The sequence below is a fragment of the Collinsella aerofaciens genome, from assembly GCF_015553355.1.
GTDB classification, from domain to species: Bacteria; Actinomycetota; Coriobacteriia; order Coriobacteriales; family Coriobacteriaceae; genus Collinsella; species Collinsella aerofaciens_V.
The window spans coordinates 18200-36096 of sequence record NZ_JADNGN010000024.1 but is presented as its reverse complement, the minus strand read 5'-3'; the positions used below and the strand labels follow the sequence as shown (position 1 = coordinate 36096).

At 58.3% G+C, this 17897-nt stretch carries 14 protein-coding genes; 4 read left to right on the top strand and 10 right to left on the bottom strand.

Features of this window, described 5'->3' with window-relative positions; all coding sequences use genetic code 11:
* Nucleotides 1-235: 235 nt before the first annotated feature.
* The 5 genes from I2D57_RS06830 to I2D57_RS06810 all read right to left on the bottom strand — a co-directional run bounded on the left by I2D57_RS06830 (nucleotide 236) and on the right by I2D57_RS06810 (nucleotide 4814).
* A complete protein-coding gene (locus I2D57_RS06830; protein WP_195361938.1) occupies nucleotides 236-1351 on the bottom strand; it encodes an SIS domain-containing protein in 1116 nt (371 codons plus the stop codon).
* 193 nt (nucleotides 1352-1544) lie between these two features.
* Nucleotides 1545-2258, bottom strand: a complete 714-nt coding sequence (locus I2D57_RS06825; RefSeq protein ID WP_117584261.1) for a GntR family transcriptional regulator — start codon at nucleotides 2256-2258, stop codon at nucleotides 1545-1547.
* The gene (locus tag I2D57_RS06820) at nucleotides 2243-3010 is read right to left on the bottom strand and encodes a GntR family transcriptional regulator (protein WP_118260373.1); all 768 of its coding nucleotides are present in this window, start codon (nucleotides 3008-3010) and stop codon (nucleotides 2243-2245) included. The genes I2D57_RS06825 and I2D57_RS06820 overlap by 16 nt, the downstream gene beginning before the upstream one ends.
* A gap of 38 nt (nucleotides 3011-3048) precedes the next feature.
* Nucleotides 3049-3537, bottom strand: a complete 489-nt coding sequence (locus I2D57_RS06815) for a hypothetical protein (RefSeq protein ID WP_195361937.1) — start codon at nucleotides 3535-3537, stop codon at nucleotides 3049-3051.
* A 248-nt stretch (nucleotides 3538-3785) separates the two neighbouring features.
* The gene (locus I2D57_RS06810; protein WP_006235873.1) at nucleotides 3786-4814 is read right to left on the bottom strand and encodes a LacI family DNA-binding transcriptional regulator; all 1029 of its coding nucleotides are present in this window, start codon (nucleotides 4812-4814) and stop codon (nucleotides 3786-3788) included.
* Nucleotides 4815-4997: 183 nt separating this feature from the next.
* On the opposite strand from I2D57_RS06810, the gene murB reads away from it, so the two are divergent.
* Nucleotides 4998-5960 (top strand): UDP-N-acetylmuramate dehydrogenase, encoded by a 963-nt coding sequence (gene murB / locus I2D57_RS06805; protein ID WP_055285601.1) that lies wholly within the window; start codon nucleotides 4998-5000, stop codon nucleotides 5958-5960.
* A 228-nt stretch (nucleotides 5961-6188) separates the two neighbouring features.
* Here murB and I2D57_RS06800 read toward each other — a convergent pair whose 3' ends face one another.
* Nucleotides 6189-7394, bottom strand: coding sequence for a coiled-coil domain-containing protein (locus tag I2D57_RS06800; RefSeq protein ID WP_195361936.1), 1206 nt, complete (start codon nucleotides 7392-7394; stop codon nucleotides 6189-6191).
* Between the two features lie 266 nt (nucleotides 7395-7660).
* Here I2D57_RS06800 and galE point away from each other — a divergent pair, with 266 nt between their 5' ends.
* The 3 genes from galE (at nucleotide 7661) to glgP (ending at nucleotide 12844) form a co-directional block, all read left to right on the top strand.
* On the top strand, nucleotides 7661-8722 hold the full coding sequence (galE, locus tag I2D57_RS06795) for a UDP-glucose 4-epimerase GalE (RefSeq protein WP_006235870.1): 1062 nt from the start codon (nucleotides 7661-7663) through the stop codon (nucleotides 8720-8722).
* 208 nt (nucleotides 8723-8930) lie between these two features.
* On the top strand, nucleotides 8931-10448 hold the full coding sequence (gene malQ / locus I2D57_RS06790; protein ID WP_324249214.1) for a 4-alpha-glucanotransferase: 1518 nt from the start codon (nucleotides 8931-8933) through the stop codon (nucleotides 10446-10448).
* Nucleotides 10449-10576: 128 nt separating this feature from the next.
* Nucleotides 10577-12844, top strand: coding sequence for a glycogen/starch/alpha-glucan family phosphorylase (glgP, locus tag I2D57_RS06785; RefSeq protein ID WP_229055670.1), 2268 nt, complete (start codon nucleotides 10577-10579; stop codon nucleotides 12842-12844).
* A 456-nt stretch (nucleotides 12845-13300) separates the two neighbouring features.
* On the opposite strand, the gene I2D57_RS06780 is transcribed toward glgP, so the two are convergent.
* The 4 genes from I2D57_RS06780 to I2D57_RS06765 form a co-directional block, all read right to left on the bottom strand.
* The gene (locus I2D57_RS06780; RefSeq protein WP_035137764.1) at nucleotides 13301-14500 is read right to left on the bottom strand and encodes an ABC transporter ATP-binding protein; all 1200 of its coding nucleotides are present in this window, start codon (nucleotides 14498-14500) and stop codon (nucleotides 13301-13303) included.
* A 68-nt stretch (nucleotides 14501-14568) separates the two neighbouring features.
* The gene (locus tag I2D57_RS06775; RefSeq protein WP_022095055.1) at nucleotides 14569-15408 is read right to left on the bottom strand and encodes a carbohydrate ABC transporter permease; all 840 of its coding nucleotides are present in this window, start codon (nucleotides 15406-15408) and stop codon (nucleotides 14569-14571) included.
* Nucleotides 15408-16262, bottom strand: coding sequence for a carbohydrate ABC transporter permease (locus I2D57_RS06770; RefSeq protein WP_006235864.1), 855 nt, complete (start codon nucleotides 16260-16262; stop codon nucleotides 15408-15410). Before I2D57_RS06770 ends, I2D57_RS06775 begins: the two co-directional genes overlap by 1 nt.
* 87 nt (nucleotides 16263-16349) lie before the next feature.
* On the bottom strand, nucleotides 16350-17666 hold the full coding sequence (locus I2D57_RS06765) for an ABC transporter substrate-binding protein (RefSeq protein ID WP_006235863.1): 1317 nt from the start codon (nucleotides 17664-17666) through the stop codon (nucleotides 16350-16352).
* Between the last annotated feature and the right edge of the window lie 231 nt (nucleotides 17667-17897).

Below are 17897 nucleotides of genomic sequence, written 5' to 3'. Positions count from 1 at the left end.
TGAGCTCGTCCCAGGTGCCGCCGACGCCCATCAGGAACACGGCGTCGTAGCCCTCGTCGGCGACCTTGTCGGCGAGCGCGGTCATCTTCTTGCCGGTCTCGTAGAGCGCCTTGCCGTCCTCGAGATAGCCCTCCTGGTCGAAATGCATGATCTCGATCTTCTCGGTTTCCTTCATTTGTCTCTCCTTTCTGGGGTTGTTTCCACATCCCCCATGCCAACGGGCATCAAAACCCGCTTACATTCCGTAACACTCAGCCGCTTTGGCCTTAAGCGCATTGACTGACTCTTCGTAGCCCTCTGCCTTGACCTCCATTTGCTTGGAGACAGCATCGAGATACGGGTGAACGTCCCATGACTTCAGACGCTCGGCGATTATTGCCGCAATCGTCTGGAAGAACACGAGATTGGGAATTGCGCTGAGCAGCGGAGCCACCTGAGGCACCACAACCTCGTGAGCCCCACCCTTGGGATGGGCCGTGAGCAGCACCGTTTTTGTCGTAACGTTCGATAGCGCATCGGCGATATTCGCAAGACGCTCCGACCCCTGCGGATCGTCGACAATAAACACCAGATAGCCCGGAACGATCTGCATCTCGGGACCGTGGACGAACTCCTCGCCTTCGTGATGCATGGCAGGAATCTTGATGGTCTCGCTCAGCTTGAGCGCTGCCTCCTCGGCAACACCATAGTTGGGGCCGTTGCCGACGACCATAGCGGGCGTGTGCTCAGAAAGCTCGAGCATGTGGTCTTGGACATATGCCTCGGCGGTCTTGCACATCACGGCATTGGCCTGGATAGCCTCGCGCAGGTCGTCAAGACGCTGGGCAACGCCCTTGGCGTCAATCGTTCCGCGCGCCTGACCGCCGTAAATACCAAAGAGCACCAGGTACTCAACGAGCACCTCGACGCCCAGAGTCACAAAGTCCACCGACTCGACGCCCACACCGTAGTCAAGAACGATGTCAGCGTGTTCCTTGATGGGTGCCTCGACGTTTGCCGTGAGCGCAACTGCAGCCATATCGTGTGCGCGCATGTAATCGAGCGCCGCAATCGTATTGGTCGAATAGCCACTCTGCGAAACGGCAATGTTGAGCGCATGCTGCGGATAGGTGTGTTCAAAATCAACGAAGGCCTCGGGCGTCACAACGGACACCTGCATTTGCAGGGCATCTTGCAGGTAATCGCGGGCGCAATCGGCGGCATGGCGCGACGAACCCGAAGCAACGATGCGCAGCGCGTCAAAAGAACCGGACTGGAAAATATCAACGAGCTGCGCTACCAGCTCAGACGAACGCTCGAGGTTCTCCCCCATACGCACATGGGCAAGCTGAACGTAATCGAGCATCTTCATCGTCTCACCTCGTAACAAATCATTAGTATTTGATACCAATCACAGTTACAGGTTACGGCTTTTTGATACCTCTTTGTCGATTAATTTATCCCCATCGGCGAACGGTCGATTTTGAGCCCTGTAAGGTTGTATATACAGCTGACCCAACGATCAAAACTGGTTAGTTTCCCAGCCGTTATTCACAAAATACCAGCTAGTACGTATAGGTGTAGCCGCCCGTATCGCCACGATTGAAGGACTTTACATACTCGATAGCCTGACCGCTCGCGTCATAGCTCACGCATTCCAAAAGCAAAACAAGATCGCCCTGTTCCAGTCCAAGGAGGCCGGCATCTCGTGCGCCCAGCGCTTCGATATCGAGCTTTTCCTGTGCCATGACTGGCTTTCGGCCCAGCATCTCATAGGTCTCGTACAAACTGAAGACCGACACGTCAATATCTTCGATGGTTGGGAACAGCAGGCAGGGAATCAGCGCCGTCTCAATCGATACGGGGCTACCGTTTATGCAGTTCAGGCGTCGAACGGAATAGAGCAGGTCGTCCTCGGCGATGCCAAACAGGTCGGCGTAATATGGCCCCGCATAACGCTTGGAACGCGCGAGAATACGGACGGACGGCTCGCCGCCCGAAGCACGGACCGATTCACGGAAACCGACCGTGCGTTCAAAAAAAGCAGGTACTTTCTGCGCCACAAAGGCACCTTTTCCCCGAACACGGCGAATCTGCCCGCGCCGAACCAGCTCATCGACAGCGCTTCGGATGGTCAAGCGTGTCGTACCAAATTCCTCGGCAAGGTCTTTTTCGGACGGAATCATGGAACCCGTGGGATATATACTGCGCTCGATACGTTCCTCGATGCGGCGTCGAATGCGCATATAAACCGGGGTGGCATCTACTGTTTCAGCCATTGTTCACCTGCCACGCTCCTCATGCCGTTCTCTTCGCCGTTATCGGCAAAGCGGAACTTTGTGGGCAAAATCACCGATTTGCAATGCTCCACAAAACGCATGTCCTTATCAAATTCGATCGAGCTCTCATAGAACACCGGCGTTCCCTCTTCTTGCTGGAGCAGCTCGGCCTCTTCGGCGTTCAAACGCGAGATGGAGATATGCTCACGTCCATGCTCAACACGCACGCCACCTTCTTTGAGCAAGACATCGTAAAGGCTCTCACACTCAAAATCGTGTTCGGGAAGCGATGGGCACAGGGACAGGTTAACGTGAGCGGTCTCGATTGACGCCGGCTCGCCCTCAATAAGTCGAACGCGCTGCATGCGGAGCAAGGGAGCGCCTACAGCCACCCCAAGCTTGTCGGCAAGCGCCTCATCCGCCTCGATGGTCCCGGTGGAAACCAGACGAGAAGAGGGGTGCAGGCCGGCAGTCCGTACAGCATCGGAAAAGTTATACGTTTCCTGGAAGATGTTCAACGGCTTGGGAGGACACACATACGTACCCGATCCGCGACGGCTCTCGAGCGTTCCACACGAGATAAGCCGCGTGATACCGGCACGCAACGCCGTACGTGAAACGCCAATCTCTTCGCACAGCACGCGCTCGGCCGGCAGGCGATCGCCGCCGGCAAGCTGATGGTGCTGGATATACCAAAGAATTCCCTCAACAGCACGATCTTTGGGGGGAATTGCATAAGATTCGCCTGCCATTGCACAGACTCCTCATTCAGACACGTATGCCGCCAAAATTAGGCCAGCCCTCCCATGGCATCAAATTCGGCCTTGATCTTCTCGGCGACATTCCGATACGACTTATATAGACTTGAATCGCGTTTGACCTCGTCGGTCATAACGGGAATCTCTAATTTGGAAACCTCGTCTTTTCCCGTCTGAACCGCCACAACAACGCCCATACCAAGACACATATTACGCTTGGCAGCGTTTATTTTCGCCGCCTTGGCAGGGTTTGCCAGGATACGCTGGGCAAATTCCTGTTTAGAGACCGCTTCTTCGGCCTCCGGATCGCCCGCCTCGGCCACTTCGCACTGCAGCACATCCGCGTAGTCAAAAATCCTCGGGGTCGCACCGCGCTGATGCACGGCCCACTTGCGGCGCGTGGCGTCCTGGTAGATAGCCGGCAAAAATGTAAACCGCGGCGGGTCCAAAATCGTATCCGTGATGGTAAACACATCGGGATCAAAGGCATCCTGCGGGTTTTTCTTCTTGAACAGCCCCATATCAGCCTCCCGTACTAGCATTAAACAACTCATGCTGAATATAGCACCAATTTCAAGCCACTGCTTTATCGCATCGGTGCGTGGCGTCTATGGCTCGCCCAGCGGAAGAGTTCACGGACGAGGGCCGGGGTGCCTGCCTTGTTTTGAGAAGTGGGCTCCGCGAACTTCTCAAAACAAGGCAGGCACCCCGGCCCCGCCGGAAAATAGCAGACACTCCGCATGCAATCTATGCAAACAAACAAGTACGTTTAGCTACATTCGGTAAGTTCGAGCACGCTGCCCTTAACGATAAGCGCCGGCTCCAGGACGACCTCTTCGGCACGCCTGCCGCCCCTACCGGCAAGACGCTTGGACATGCAGCCAAAAGCATGCTCCGCAAGGACACCAGGATCCTGCTCAATCGCGGTCAGCGCCGGCTCAAAGAGAACGTCGGCCGCCGAGTTGTCATAGCTCACCACCGAGATATCGCCCGGGATGCTCTTCCCCATCTCGTGCAAGCGCTTGAGCAGACCGAGGGCGATGTTATCCGAACTTGCGAACACAGCGGTGGCATCAGTTGCGAGCACCGCCTCCGAGGCCTCATAGGCACTCGGAATGTAGTACTCGCTCTCAAACTCCAAACGTGCGTCGATAGGCAGGCCAACCTCGCGCAGCGCGCGCTCATAGCCGGCAAGTCGCTTACGCCCCGTATTGGAACGGCGCGCGTTAACCAAGCAGGCAATGCGACGGTGGCCCTGCTCGATCAGATAGCGAGTGGCCATGTAGCCACCCATCTCGTGGTCGAACATCACCTTGTCGCACTCGAGCCCCTCAATGGCACGATCGACCATCACGGCAGGGATAGGCAGATGGCTGACTTCTTCGCGCAGGGCGCGGTCGTCGGAGAACTCGTCGCCTACGACCAGGAAGACGCCATCAACGCCGCGCGTCACCAGCTGGCGCAGCAGCTCCAGATCGTCATCGGCGCTTCCGCCCGAGCTGGTAATGAAGAGCGCATAGCCGTCCTCGCGGCAGCGCTTTTCCAGGCTACCGGCGAGCGAGGCAAAAAAGCGGCTCTCGATGTTAGGGACGATAAGGCCCAGGGTGCGCGACTCGCGCATGACCAGGCTGCGCGCGATCTGGTTGGGAACATAGTGGTTGCGCGCCGCGACCTCTTTGATGAGCTTGCGGTTTTCTTCCGAGATGCGACAGGGCCGATTATTGAGCACAAGCGAGACCGACGAGGGGGAAAGCCCCACCTCCTGGGCGATCTGCTTGAGGGTGACTTTGTTGGCCATCTCGCTCCTTCCGGGTTTACGCGCAATCTCTTGAAAGTATAGCGACTACCCCTCTACCTCGGTGATAAACACTTTACCAATCCGGTAGACGGCTGTTTTATCGCCGCCAGCGCACCAAATCCGTCCGGGTGGGGTATATTGCAATCGATTGATGACGACGACCACCAAAAGGCGGATATTCGTATGCACGAGAACGACTTTTTTAACGAGGACCTGCTGTGCGCGCTTGCTGGCGTTGCCGGCGAGGACAACGTACTGATGAGCGAGCCCATGCGCGAGCACACCACGTTTAAGATCGGCGGCCCGGCCGACGTCTTTGTCACGCCCGATACCGAGCAGGGCCTCGTCGCCACGCTCGATACCTGCTATCGCTGCGATCTGCCCCTCACCATCGTGGGCAACGGCTCCGACCTACTCGTCGGCGACAAGGGTATCCGCGGCGTCGTCGTGGCGTTGGGCGAAGGCCTCTCCGACATTACGATCGACGGCACGCACGTCACGGCGGCAGCCGGCGCGCTGCTTTCCGATGTCGCAGCCGCGGCAGCCGAGGCCTGCCTCACCGGCATGGAGCCCATCTCGGGCATCCCCGGATCGGTCGGCGGCGCCTGCTACATGAACGCCGGTGCCTACGGTGCCTGCATGGCCGATGTGCTGGAGTCCGTGCGCGTCTACAAACCCGCTCGCCAGCTCGACGACGGCACCCGCGGCAGCGGCAATATCATCGAGTTCGATGTCGACGAGCTCAACCTGGGTTATCGAAAGAGCCGCATCGCCGATGACGGCTTTATCGTGCTTTCGGCCACCTTCAATCTCGCCCCGGGCAACGCCGCGATGATCAAGGCCGACATGGACGACTACCGCCAGCGCCGCGAGGACAAGCAGCCGCTCGACATGCCGAGTGCCGGCTCCACTTTCAAGCGCCCCGAGGGTTACTTTGCCGGCAAACTCATCATGGATGCCGGCCTGCGAGGACACGCCGTTGGCGGCGCGCAGGTGAGCGAGAAGCACTGCGGCTTCATCGTCAACGCCGACCACGCCACCGCCGCCGATGTCGACGAACTCATCCGCCACATCCAGGCAACCGTCAAAGACCAATTCAACGTAGACCTAGAACCCGAAGTCCACCGAGTCGGCGAATTCCTCTAAAAGAGAAGGCCCCGAAAGGGGCCTTCACCATATTTATTCAGATAACCCAGTCCGGTGTGTGGCGTATTGGATCCGAGAGGTCCGTGGCTGCCCGAAAGGCATTAGGTTGATCGCGAGTTCCGCACGAGCCGGAGAGCACTTAATGTGCTCTCCGTGCGAGCAGGACTGTCCGAGCAGGCAACCTAATGCCTTTCGGGCAGCCACGGACCAACTTACTTCAAACCACCGTTACGACAGCGCAATGCCGCCGAGCCAACCCCAACGCACGCCAGAGCCAGTGCCATAGAAGCTAATAAACGAGTCAAGCGACTTAGACGTAATGGCACCCTCGTTGCTCATAACGATGCCGCCGCCAACGTAGATACCCACATGACCGTAGATAAGGCCCGGAGCACCCGTGCCGCTGTGCGAGGAATCGGCCACGATCATGCCCACCTGCAGCGCCGAGCGGTCGGAGCTATAGCACCAGGCGTTAAACATGTCGCACGCATTGCCTCCAAAGTAGCCAACGCCGGCGTTACGGAAGACATTGGTGACCCACGCCGCGCACCAGTTCTGGCCCGGCGAAGGCGTGGAGTAGCACGCGTTGACGACGGCCTGTTGCTTGCCCGAGCCGGCATTCTGTTGCGGGGTTCCGGACGCATACGATCCGCCACCCGAGCTTGAACCACCCGAGTAGGAATTGTTCTTGTTCGCGGCAGCCGCGGCAGCGGCAGCCTTCCTAGCGGCCTCCTCAGCCTGGGCGGCAGCGAGGATCTCGGAATCGCGCTGAGCCATGAGCTCCTTGACGTCGTCGGAAAGACCGTTCAGCACGGTCTGGACTTCTTGCTGCTTGGCCTGCATGTCCTGCATCTGGGCAGTCTGCTGGTCCTTGAGCTTCTCTAAGTCGGCCTTCTGCGACTCGAGCTCGGTCTTTTGCGCATCGAGCTCTTCCTGGATGGTCTGAATGTCCTCGATGGCGTCGCGGTCGCTCTTGTTGATCTTCTCAACGTAATGCGCGTTGGCGACGAGTTCCTCAAACGAGCCAGAGGCCAGCAGCAGCGACAGGATGTTCGTGCCGCCGGACTTGTAGCTGGCGGCCACGCGATCGGAAAGGTCGTTGCGCTTCTTCTTGAGCTCGGCCTTCTTTTCATCGATCTGGGCCTGCGTGTCGTCAATCTTGCCCTGGACATTCTCGATGTCGTTGAGGGTCTGGGCATTCTTGTTGGCCAGCGCCGCATACTCATTTGCGATGCTGTCGAGCTGGGCCTGAACCTCGTCGAGCTGGGCCTGGGCGGCATTCAGTTTATCGGTGGTTTCCTTGGAAGCCTCCGCCGCATGGGCGCGAGCGGGCAGGCCAAAAAGAACTGCCGCAGAAGCGGCGCCGAACAGGGCCTTGAGGGCAGTGCGGCGCGAGAGCTCCTGGGAAAGGATGGAATCGCTGTTTGGTGACATATGTACTCCGTTACATGCTTATTTATATGTCGCTCAACTCATACATATTAGCGTACATATGGCGCGTCCCAACGATTTCCACGAACGGCAGGAAACTGCAAGGTCAGCGGCTCGTAAGCAAATACCAAAGATCAGGTTATGCGTACGCAAGCTCTTCTATGAGTACGTTAGCACAATCCTCTGCTTTTCCTACAGCGCACGATTTGGGCGTCCCTGCCTGCGCTATACTCCCCTGAAGAAGTGTTCCTGATTCGATAGGAGACTACATGTCCAAAGCACTCGACCCCAAAGACACCTGTGTCCTCGTTACCGGTGGCGCCGGCTTTATCGGCTCGCACACCGTCGTTCAGCTGCTCGAGGGTGGCTACCAGGTCGTCATCGTCGATGATCTCTCCAACTCCAGCGCCGTCGCCGTCGACCGCGTCAAGACCATCGTGGGCGACGAGGCCGCCAAGAACCTCACCTTCTACGAGGCCAACGTGCTCGACCGCGATGCGATGAACAAGATCTTCGATACCCATCAGATCGACCGCGTCATCCACTTTGCCGGCTTTAAGGCCGTCGGCGAGTCGGTGAGCAAGCCCGTCGAGTACTACCACAACAACATCGAGAACACCCTGGTGCTCATCGACGTCATGCGCAACCATGGCTGCAAGTCCATCATCTTCTCGAGCTCCTCGACCGTCTACGGCGACCCGGACAACCCGCCCGTCACCGAGGAGGATCCTAAGAAGCCCGCGACCAACCCCTATGGTTGGACCAAGTGGATGATCGAGCAGATCCTTATGGACGTCCACACCGCCGACCCCGAGTGGGACGTCGTGCTGCTCCGTTACTTCAACCCCATTGGCGCTCATCCGTCGGGCCTGATCGGCGAGGACCCCAAGGGCATCCCCAACAACCTGGTGCCCTATGTCGCCCAGGTTGCCGTGGGCAAGCTCGAGGCCGTTCAGGTCTTTGGCAACGACTACCCCACCCCCGACGGCACCGGCGTGCGCGACTACATCCACGTGTGCGATCTGGCCTCTGGTCACGTTGCCGCCCTTAATTGGATGAACGGCAAGACCGGCGTCGAGATCTTTAACCTGGGCACCGGCACCGGCACCTCGGTACTCGAGGTCGTCGCCGCCTTCTCCAAGGCTTGTGGCAAGGAGCTGCCCTACGTGATCCGCGAGCGCCGCGCCGGCGACATCGCTGCCAACTGGTGCGATGCCTCCAAGGCCGAGCGCATGATGGGCTGGAAGGCCCAGTACGACATCGCGGACATGTGCCGCGATAGCTGGAACTGGCAGAGCCACAACCCCAACGGCTTCGCCGACGCCGAGTAGCAAAAACCTACATACCGCTCTTGCCCCGATCTCACGTTGTGAGGTCGGGGCTTTTTCATGGCATGTAACCATTCGCCGAAAATCGACCAACTTTTTTATCTTGCCTGTACATGTTTAAACAACATGTTTTACAATAGGCGTACCGAATCAGAACATCGGAGGCGGACTGCACACCCATCGGCAGGCCGACCCCACAACAAGAAGGTTGGTGAGCGCATTCATGGAGCGTGCAAGCGGCGTCCTCATGCCCGTCTCATCTCTGCCCGGACCATACGGAATCGGCGGCTTTGGCTGGAATGCCTACGACTTCGTCGATTTTCTCGCCTCGTGCAAACAACATTACTGGCAGATTCTGCCCCTTACGACGACCAGCTATGGCGATTCGCCCTATCAGTCGTTCTCGGCCCGCGCAGGCAACCCCAACTTTATCGACTTTGCCGAGCTTATCGAGGCAGGGTATCTGGAGCAGCGCGATATCGATGGCGTGTATCTGGGATCCGACCCCAGCAATGTCGACTACGGTGCTATCTTTGACGGCCGCCGTCAGATTCTCGACCGCGCCGCTGAGCGCTTTGCTGCCGACAAGCCGGCCGATTTCGATGACTTTATCCAGGCCAACGAGGACTGGCTCATCCCCTACTGTGGGTTCATGACCGTCAAAGAGGAGTGCGGTCTCAAGGCGTTTTGGGAGTGGCCCGCGGAGCTCCGCACCCGCGGCGAGGCTTCCGCCAAGGTCTGCGCCGACCATCCGGCGCATATGCTCTACCACCAGATGACGCAGTACTTTTTCGATCGCCAGTGGAGCCGCCTCAAGGCCTATGCCAACGAGCGCGACATTCTCATCATCGGCGACCTGCCCATCTATGTCTCGCGTGACTCCGTCGAGATGTGGGCGACACCTGAGCTCTTTAAGATCGACGCCGCCGGCAATCCGGTGAGCGTCGCCGGCACGCCGCCCGACCAGTTCTCGGCCACCGGCCAGTACTGGGGCAACCCCATCTACGACTGGGACGCCATGGAGTCCGACGGCTTCTCCTGGTGGGAGGGCCGCATTCGCGCCGCCCTCGACATGTACGACGTCATCCGCCTGGATCACTTCCGCGGCTTCGAGGCCTATTGGGAGGTGCCGTTCTCCTCACCCGATTCGTCCTACGGTTCGTGGACGCAGGGTCCCGGCCTCAAGTTCTTCAAGACGCTCGAGGAAAAGCTCGGCACGCTGCCCATCATCGCCGAGGACCTGGGCTTCCTCACCCCCGGCGTCATCGACATGCGCGACAACTCGGGCTTCCCCGGCATGAAGATCCTGCAGTTTGCCTTTGAGGGCACCAACTCGTACTACCTGCCGCATAACTACATCGCCAACACCGTCGCCTATGTGGGCACCCACGACAACGAGACGGCGCGCGGTTGGTTTGAGGGAACGGCCACCCCGCGTCAGCGTGAGCAGGCAGCCCTGTACACCCATCAGCAGGCCGGCGAACCCATGGCAGATGCACTCAATCGCACCATCGCCGCCAGCGTGAGCGACACGTGCATCTACACCATGCAGGATCTGCTCAACTTGGGCAACGAGGCGCGCATCAACACCCCTGCCACGCTGGGCGGCAACTGGACCTGGCGCATGCTCGACGGCGCCATCACCCGCGAGCTCGAGCACAAACTCACCGACTGGACCGAGACCTACTTCCGCATCCCGTCGGAAGCCGAAATCGAGCTTCCTCAATAGGAGCTACCGCGCCCGACCCCTCCCCACCGTGCGGACGCGCTTGCTTTTCCCGCGCGAGGCCACCCCAATCCCCTCGCGCGGGCTTCTTATGAATTGCAGACATGAAACAACCCATCACAGGAGAAAACATGCCCCAAATTAACCTCATGGAACTCGCCGAGCAGTCTTTTGGCACCTCGCTCGAGCAGCTCGACGACCGTCGCATTTACAAGCTACTGGTCAAACTCGTGCAGGAGCGCTCCGCCGCCCGCCCGCTCAACAACGGCAAGAAAAAGCTCTATTACATTTCCGCCGAATTTTTGATCGGCAAGCTGCTCATCAACAACATGATCGACCTCGGCATCTACGACGAGGTTAAGGACCAGCTCACCGCCGCAGGCCACGACCTCAACAAAATCGAGGAATTCGAGGTCGAGCCGTCACTCGGCAACGGCGGCCTGGGCCGCTTGGCCGCATGCTTCCTGGATTCCATCGCCACGCTGGGCTTGACCGGCGATGGCGTGGGCCTCAACTATCACTACGGTCTGTTCCGTCAGCGCTTTGTCGACAACCAGCAGAAGGCCGTCCCCGACGAGTGGCTCGGTGAGCAGGACATCCTAGTCGACGATGACCACTCCTACACCGTCGAGTTCGGCGATTTTGCCGTTACCTCCAAGCTCGTCAACATCGATGTGCCCGGTTACGGCCAGTCCACCAAGAACCGCCTGCGCCTGTTCGACCTGGCGAGCGTCGACGACGGCCTGGTCCCCGGCAGTTCCATCGACTTCGACAAGACCGAGATCGCCAAGAACCTCACCTTGTTCCTCTACCCCGACGATTCCGACGAGCAGGGCCGCCTACTTCGCATCTATCAGGAGTACTTCATGGTGAGCAACGCCGCCCAGCTCCTGATCGACGAGGCCGTCGAGCGCGGCAGCAACCTGCACGATCTGGCCGATTACGCCGTTGTCCAGATCAACGACACGCACCCCACCATGGTCATTCCCGAGCTCATTCGCTTGCTCACCACCGAGCATGGCATCGAGTTTGACGAGGCCGTGACCATCGTACGCTCCATGGTCGCCTACACTAACCACACGATTCTTGCCGAGGCGCTCGAGAAGTGGCCGCTCGCCAGCCTACAGAAGGTCTCCCCTGCCATCGCCGACATTATCGTCAAGCTCGATGAGATCGCGAAGGCCGAGCACGATGACCCGCGCGTCGCCATCATCGACAAACACGATACCGTCCACATGGCCCACATGGACATCCACTTTGGCTTCTCCATCAACGGCGTAGCCGCCCTCCACACCAAGATCCTGGAGGACACCGAGCTTCATCCGTTCTACGAAATCTATCCCGAGAAGTTCTCCAACAAGACCAACGGCATCACCTTCCGCCGCTGGATCCATGGGGCCAACCCCGCGCTCGCCAGCCTGCTCGACGATGTGATCGGCACCGACTGGCGCAGCACCGGCGATCTGAGCAAACTCGCCAAGTTCGCCGACGACAAGGACGTTCTTGAGCGCCTGGCCGCCACCAAGGTCGAGGCCAAGGCCATCATGCGCCAGTTCATGGCGCTCGAGCAGGGCGTGACCATTCCCTCCAACGCCATCATCGACGTCCAGGTCAAGCGCATCCACGAGTACAAGCGCCAGCAGATGCTCGCGCTCTACATCATCTGGAAGTACCTCGATATCAAGAACGGCAACAGACCTAAGCACCCCGTCACCATCATCTTTGGCGGCAAGGCGGCGCCTGCCTACACTATCGCGCAGGACATCATCCATCTGATCTTGACGCTGTCGCAGTGGATTGCAAACGACCCCGACGTGGCTCCCTACCTGCAGGTTGTCATGATCGAGAACTACAACGTCACCGCCGCCGAGCGCGTGATCCCCGCCGCTGACATCTCCGAGCAGATCAGCCTGGCCTCCAAGGAGGCGAGCGGCACCTCCAACATGAAGTTCATGCTCAACGGCGCCCTAACCCTGTGCACGCTCGACGGTGCCAACGTGGAGATTGCCGAGCTCGTGGGCGACGAGAACATCTATACCTTTGGCGCCTCTTCCAAACAGGTCGAGCAGCTCTATGCCAACGGCACCTATGACGCCGGTGTGCTCTACCGCAAGCCCGGCATTAAACTGCTGGTGGACTTCATCACCAACCCGGCCTTTATGGCGACCGGCAATGCCGAGCGCCTGCAGCGCCTGCACGACGACATTAAGGGCAAGGACTGGTTTATGGCCCTGCTCGACATTGAGGAGTACATCCAGACCAAGGAGCGCGTGCTGGCCGACTACGAGGACCAGGACGCCTGGATGCGCAAGGCGCTCATCAATATCGCCAACGCCGGCACCTTCTCGTCCGACCGCACCATCTCCCAGTACAACGACGAGATTTGGCACCTGAGCTAATTTCGTTTCCTTTACCCATCCTCTTGAAAGCGGAGTCGTGGCAACGCGGCTCCGCTTTTTGTGCCCGCACGCTACCCTGTGACCCGACTCGACCAAACAATCTCGATCTGTAACAGCTACTCGGTAAAAACGGCCCCAGCTGTTACAGATTGAGACATACCGGCCCCTCCCCTTGGGTTTATCTCAATCTGTAACATCTAGCAGCTGAAATTCACCTTTGGTGTTACAGATTTAGATGAAATGGTTAGCTCAGCAGAACCGTCTCGATCTGTAACATCTAACGTCCGAAATCAGCCTCACCCGTTACAGATCGAGACAAACGACCGGTCAGACAGCCCCAACACAAAGAAAGGCTCCCCTCTCGCCCAGTGGACGGGAGGGGAGCCTTATATGTGACCGCGGCAAAAGGATGGCAATACCGCAGTCGCCCAAAGGGAGGGTCCGGATGCACCGGGCCTAGATAAGGTTCTTGCCAGAGACCTTATCGAAGAGGTGGGTCGCGTTCTTCTCGAACTTGAACCAGATGGTGTCGCCAGCCTTGAGCGCGCCCTTGGCCTCGAGGTCGACGACGGGGATAATCAGGACAAACTGGCCGTCGGGAGCGGTCACGTGGACATGCTCGGTCGAGCCCATGAGCTCGGTCACCTCGACGGTACCCTGGAGCGCGCCCTCCTCGCCCTTGTCGGCAAGCAGGATCTGCTCGGGACGCACGCCGGCCGTAATCTCCTTCACGTCGCCGCCGTCCCAGTTGAGGGCAAGCTGAGCGCAAGTCTCGGGGGCGAGCGCCACGTTCATATCCTCGGTCTTGACGGTAAAGCCGTTGCCCGAGCGCACCAGCTGGGCATCGAAGAAGTTCATCTGCGGCACGCCGATGAAGCCGGCGACGAAGATGTTCGCGGGATGGTTGAAGACCTCCTGCGGCGTGGCGATCTGCTGGACAACGCCGTCCTTCATGACCACGATACGGTCACCGAGGGTCATAGCCTCGGTCTGGTCGTGAGTAACATAAATGAACGTGCCCTTGATCTCGTGGCGCAGCTTAATGAGCTCGGCACGCATCTGGTTACGAAGCTTGGCGTCCAGGTTGGACAGCGGCTCGTCCATCAGGAAGACCTTGGGGTCACGCACGATGGCGCGGCCGATAGCGACACGCTGGCGCTGGCCGCCGGAGAGCGCCTTGGGCTTACGGTCGAGGTACTCGGTAATGCCCAGAATCTCGGCAGCAGAGCGAACCTTGCGGTCGATCTCGTCCTTGGGAACCTTCTTGAGCTCGAGCGTAAATGCCATGTTCTCGTACACCGTCATATTGGGGTACAGAGCGTAGCTCTGGAACACCATGGCGATGTCGCGGTCCTTGGGCGCCACGTCGTTGACGCGCTTGCCGTCGATGAGCACATCGCCCGAGGTAATGTCCTCCAGGCCGGCGACCATGCGCATCGTCGTGGACTTACCGCAGCCAGAGGGGCCAACGAGGACGACGAACTCCTGGTCGTGAACGGTGAGGTTGAAGTCCTCTACAGCGAGCACACCGTCCTCGGTAACCTTGAGGTTGTGCTTCTTCTCCTCGGTCTTCTTCTTTTTGCCAAAGAAGCCTTTCTTTTTTGACTCGTTGTTGGGATACACCTTCTGAACATGTTTGAGAACGATCTCGGCCATGTCTCTACCTTTCGATATGCGGCGCCGCGCTGAGGGGCGCCGCAGAAACTTGCAAAACAGTTACGGCATTAGCCCTTGACGGCACCTGCCACCACGCCGTCGATGATGTACTTCTGACAGAGGATGTACATGATGACGATGGGGATAACGACCATCATGATGCAGGCCATCATGGGGCCGAGCTCGACGTGGCCGTAGCCGCCGCGGAAGTACTGGATCAAGATAGGAATGGTCTTGTACTTGGTGGAGTCGAGCGTAAGGTAGGGCAGCAGATAGTCGTTCCAGACCCACATGGTCTCGAGGATGCCGACCGAAAGATAGGTGGGCTTCATGATGGGAAGGACGATCTTAAAGAACACCTGGACCGGGTTGCAGCCATCAATCATGGCCGCCTCCTCGATCTCGAGCGGGATGTTCTTTACAAAACCGGCGAACATAAAGACCGCCAGGCCCGCGCCAAAGCCGAGGTAGATAAAGCAGATGTTGAACGGCGTGTTGAAGCCGATGCGGTCCGCCAAATTGGACAGCGTGAACATGAGCATCTGGAACGGCACGACCATCGAGAACACGAACAGGTAATAGAAGAAGTTCGAGATCTTGTTGTTGACACGAACCACGTACCAAGCGCACATGGAGCAGCACACCAAGATCAGCACGACCGACGTGACCGTGATGATGAGCGAGTACATAAATGCCGAGGCAAAGCCCTGCTCGTTAAGGGCGTGCATGTAGTTTGCGAGGCCGTTGAACGTCTCGGGCGTGAGAAGATCGAATGCCGTGGTGGTGCTGATTGCGGTCGCTTTCTTAAAAGAATTAAGCGCAATCATGAACACGGGGTAGATCCACGCGAGCGACAGGATCGTAAAGAAAATCGAGAGCGCGCGGTTGATAACCTTATCGCGTTTCATTACTGCTGCACCTCCTTGGACCTCGTGGCCTTAAGCTGGATCATGGAGATGGCCACGACCAGGATGCAGAAGATAACCGCCTTGGCCTGACCAATGCCCTGCCATGCGATACCGGCACGCGAATAGAACGTGTTGTAGATGTTCAGGGCGAGCATCTCGGTGGAGTGCGCGGGGGCGCCGCCGGTAAGGGCGAGGTTCTGGTCGAACAGCTTAAAGCCGTTGGTGATGGACAGGAACAGGCAGATGGTGATGGTCGGCATCAGGTTAGGGATCTTAACCTTCCAAAACGTCTGCCATGCCGTAGCGCCGTCGACCTTGGCGGCCTCGATGTAGTCGGACGGAATGGACTGCAGACCAGCGATGTAGATGATCATCATGTAGCCGACCTGCTGCCACAGGGTCAGGATGATAAGGCCCCAGAAGCCAGCAGCAGAGTTAAGAGCGATGAGCTGGGCGCCCACGTTGGAGAGCAGGCAGTTGATCAGAATCTGCCAAATGTAGCCCAGCACGATGCCGCCGATCAGGTTAGGCATAAAGAAGATCGTACGGAAGATGTTGGTGCCTTTGAGCGCCTTGCGGGTGAGCGCCTGCGCAATGGCCAGGGCGATCACGTTGATGAGCACCGTCGACAGGAAGGCAAACGCCACGGTAAAGAAGAACGACGTGGAGAACTGCGGATCGGACAGCGCGCGCACGTAGTTCTCGATACCGACAAAGTGCGCGTTACTAATGATAATAAACTGGCAGAACGAGAGATAGAAGCCCTGGATAAAAGGGATCACGAACCCGATCATAAACGCCAGGCACGTGGGCAGCATAAAGAGCGGCCACCAGCGCTTGAGTGCTTTGCCCATAAAAGGGTCCTTTCAATATGCAGGGGGCGGGCAAACCAACGTCTGCCCGCCCCCTGTCGCTAATCAGATAGCTTGGGCAGCAACTGCTTACTCGGAAGCGGCCTTCTCGGTCTTCCAGCCATCGACGAAGGCGTTCTTGACGCCGTCCCACTTGCTGTTATCGGCAGCGTAGGCAATCAGAGCCTGCTTGAGGTTCTTCTTCCACTCCTCGGAGGGAATGTAGACGAAGTCCCAAGCGACGGTCTTCTTGCCGTCCTTGGCCATGGCAACGGCCTGCTGCGAGAAGACGTTGGTGGTCTCCTTGGCGCTCTTGAACGGAGCGGTCAGACCCATCTTGTCGGCGATGATGCTGGTCGGGGTGTCAGCGGTGACGCACCAATACATGAAGTCCTCGGTGGCCTTCTGGGCATCCTCGGAAGCCTGGGAACTGACGCACCAGTAGTTCTCGCCGCCGGAGCACAGGCCCTGGTTCTCCTCGCCGTCAACACCGATGTAGATCGGCATCATGCCAATCTGATCGTCGGTCATGCCGGCCTTGACGAGGTCAGAGTAGGCCCAAGAGCCGTTCTGGTAGAAGACGGCCTTGCCGGTTGCGAACTCGTTGGTGGCGTCGTCGCCGGTCTTGGAAGCAAGCTGCGAAGGATCGCAGGTGGAGTCGGTGATGTACAGGTCGAAGATCTGCTTGTAGTTGTCGAGGAACTCACCCTTGATCTCGTCGTCCTCCTGGTTGTGCTCCTTCTCAAACTCGTAGTAGAGCGGCATGTTGGCAAGGTGGGTGGTGTAGCGCCAGCTGGAGGAGTCGTCCATGCCGGCGGAAGTGAAGGCACCCTCGACACCAAGCTCGTCCTTGCGGGCTTGGATGTCATCGGCACAAGCCTTCAGCTTGTCGAAGGAGTTGATGTCCTCGGCCTTGTAGCCAGCCTTCTCGAGCAGCTGCTTGTTGTAAATTATGCCGAAGCTCTCCTGAACCCAGTCGATGCACACATCCTTGCCGTCGGACTGCAGAGCCAGGGAGTCATCAATGAGCTCACCGCGGAGCTTGGTATCGGACAGGTCGGCGCAGTAATCCTTCCAGTTCTTAAGACCGGTGGGGCCGTTGACCTGGAACAGGGTCGGAGCGGAGCTCTTGGACATCTCGGACTTAAGCTTCTCCTCGTAGGTGTTGGAAGCGGCGGTCACGATCTTGACCTCGACGCCCTTCTCCTTCTTATAGGCCTTGGCGATCTCCTTCCACTCCTTGTCGACCTCGGGCTTGAATTGGAGGAAGTAGACCTCGGCAGCGTCACCAGAAGCAGAGGAGCCGGAGCCGGCAGAACCACCGCAACCCACGAGGCCCAGACCAAGAACTGCAGCCGCGGAACCAGCAAAGCCCAGGAACTGCCTTCTGCTCATTTCGTTCTTCATTACAATCCACCCTTTCACACCGTGGCGGCACCCTTTGCCGCCGCCTTCGGAGATTGGCTCGGGGACTTTGCCCCTTTTGCTGATTTGAACGATACGCTATTTGGCTAGTTGTTTGAACAAGTATTACTAGAGCGGTAGAAAAACTTCGGTGAACGGTAATTTCAACTTGATACTTGACAAGTTTTGTATAAACAATTATTAGTTATCGAATGCAGAGAAAACGCCCGGTCA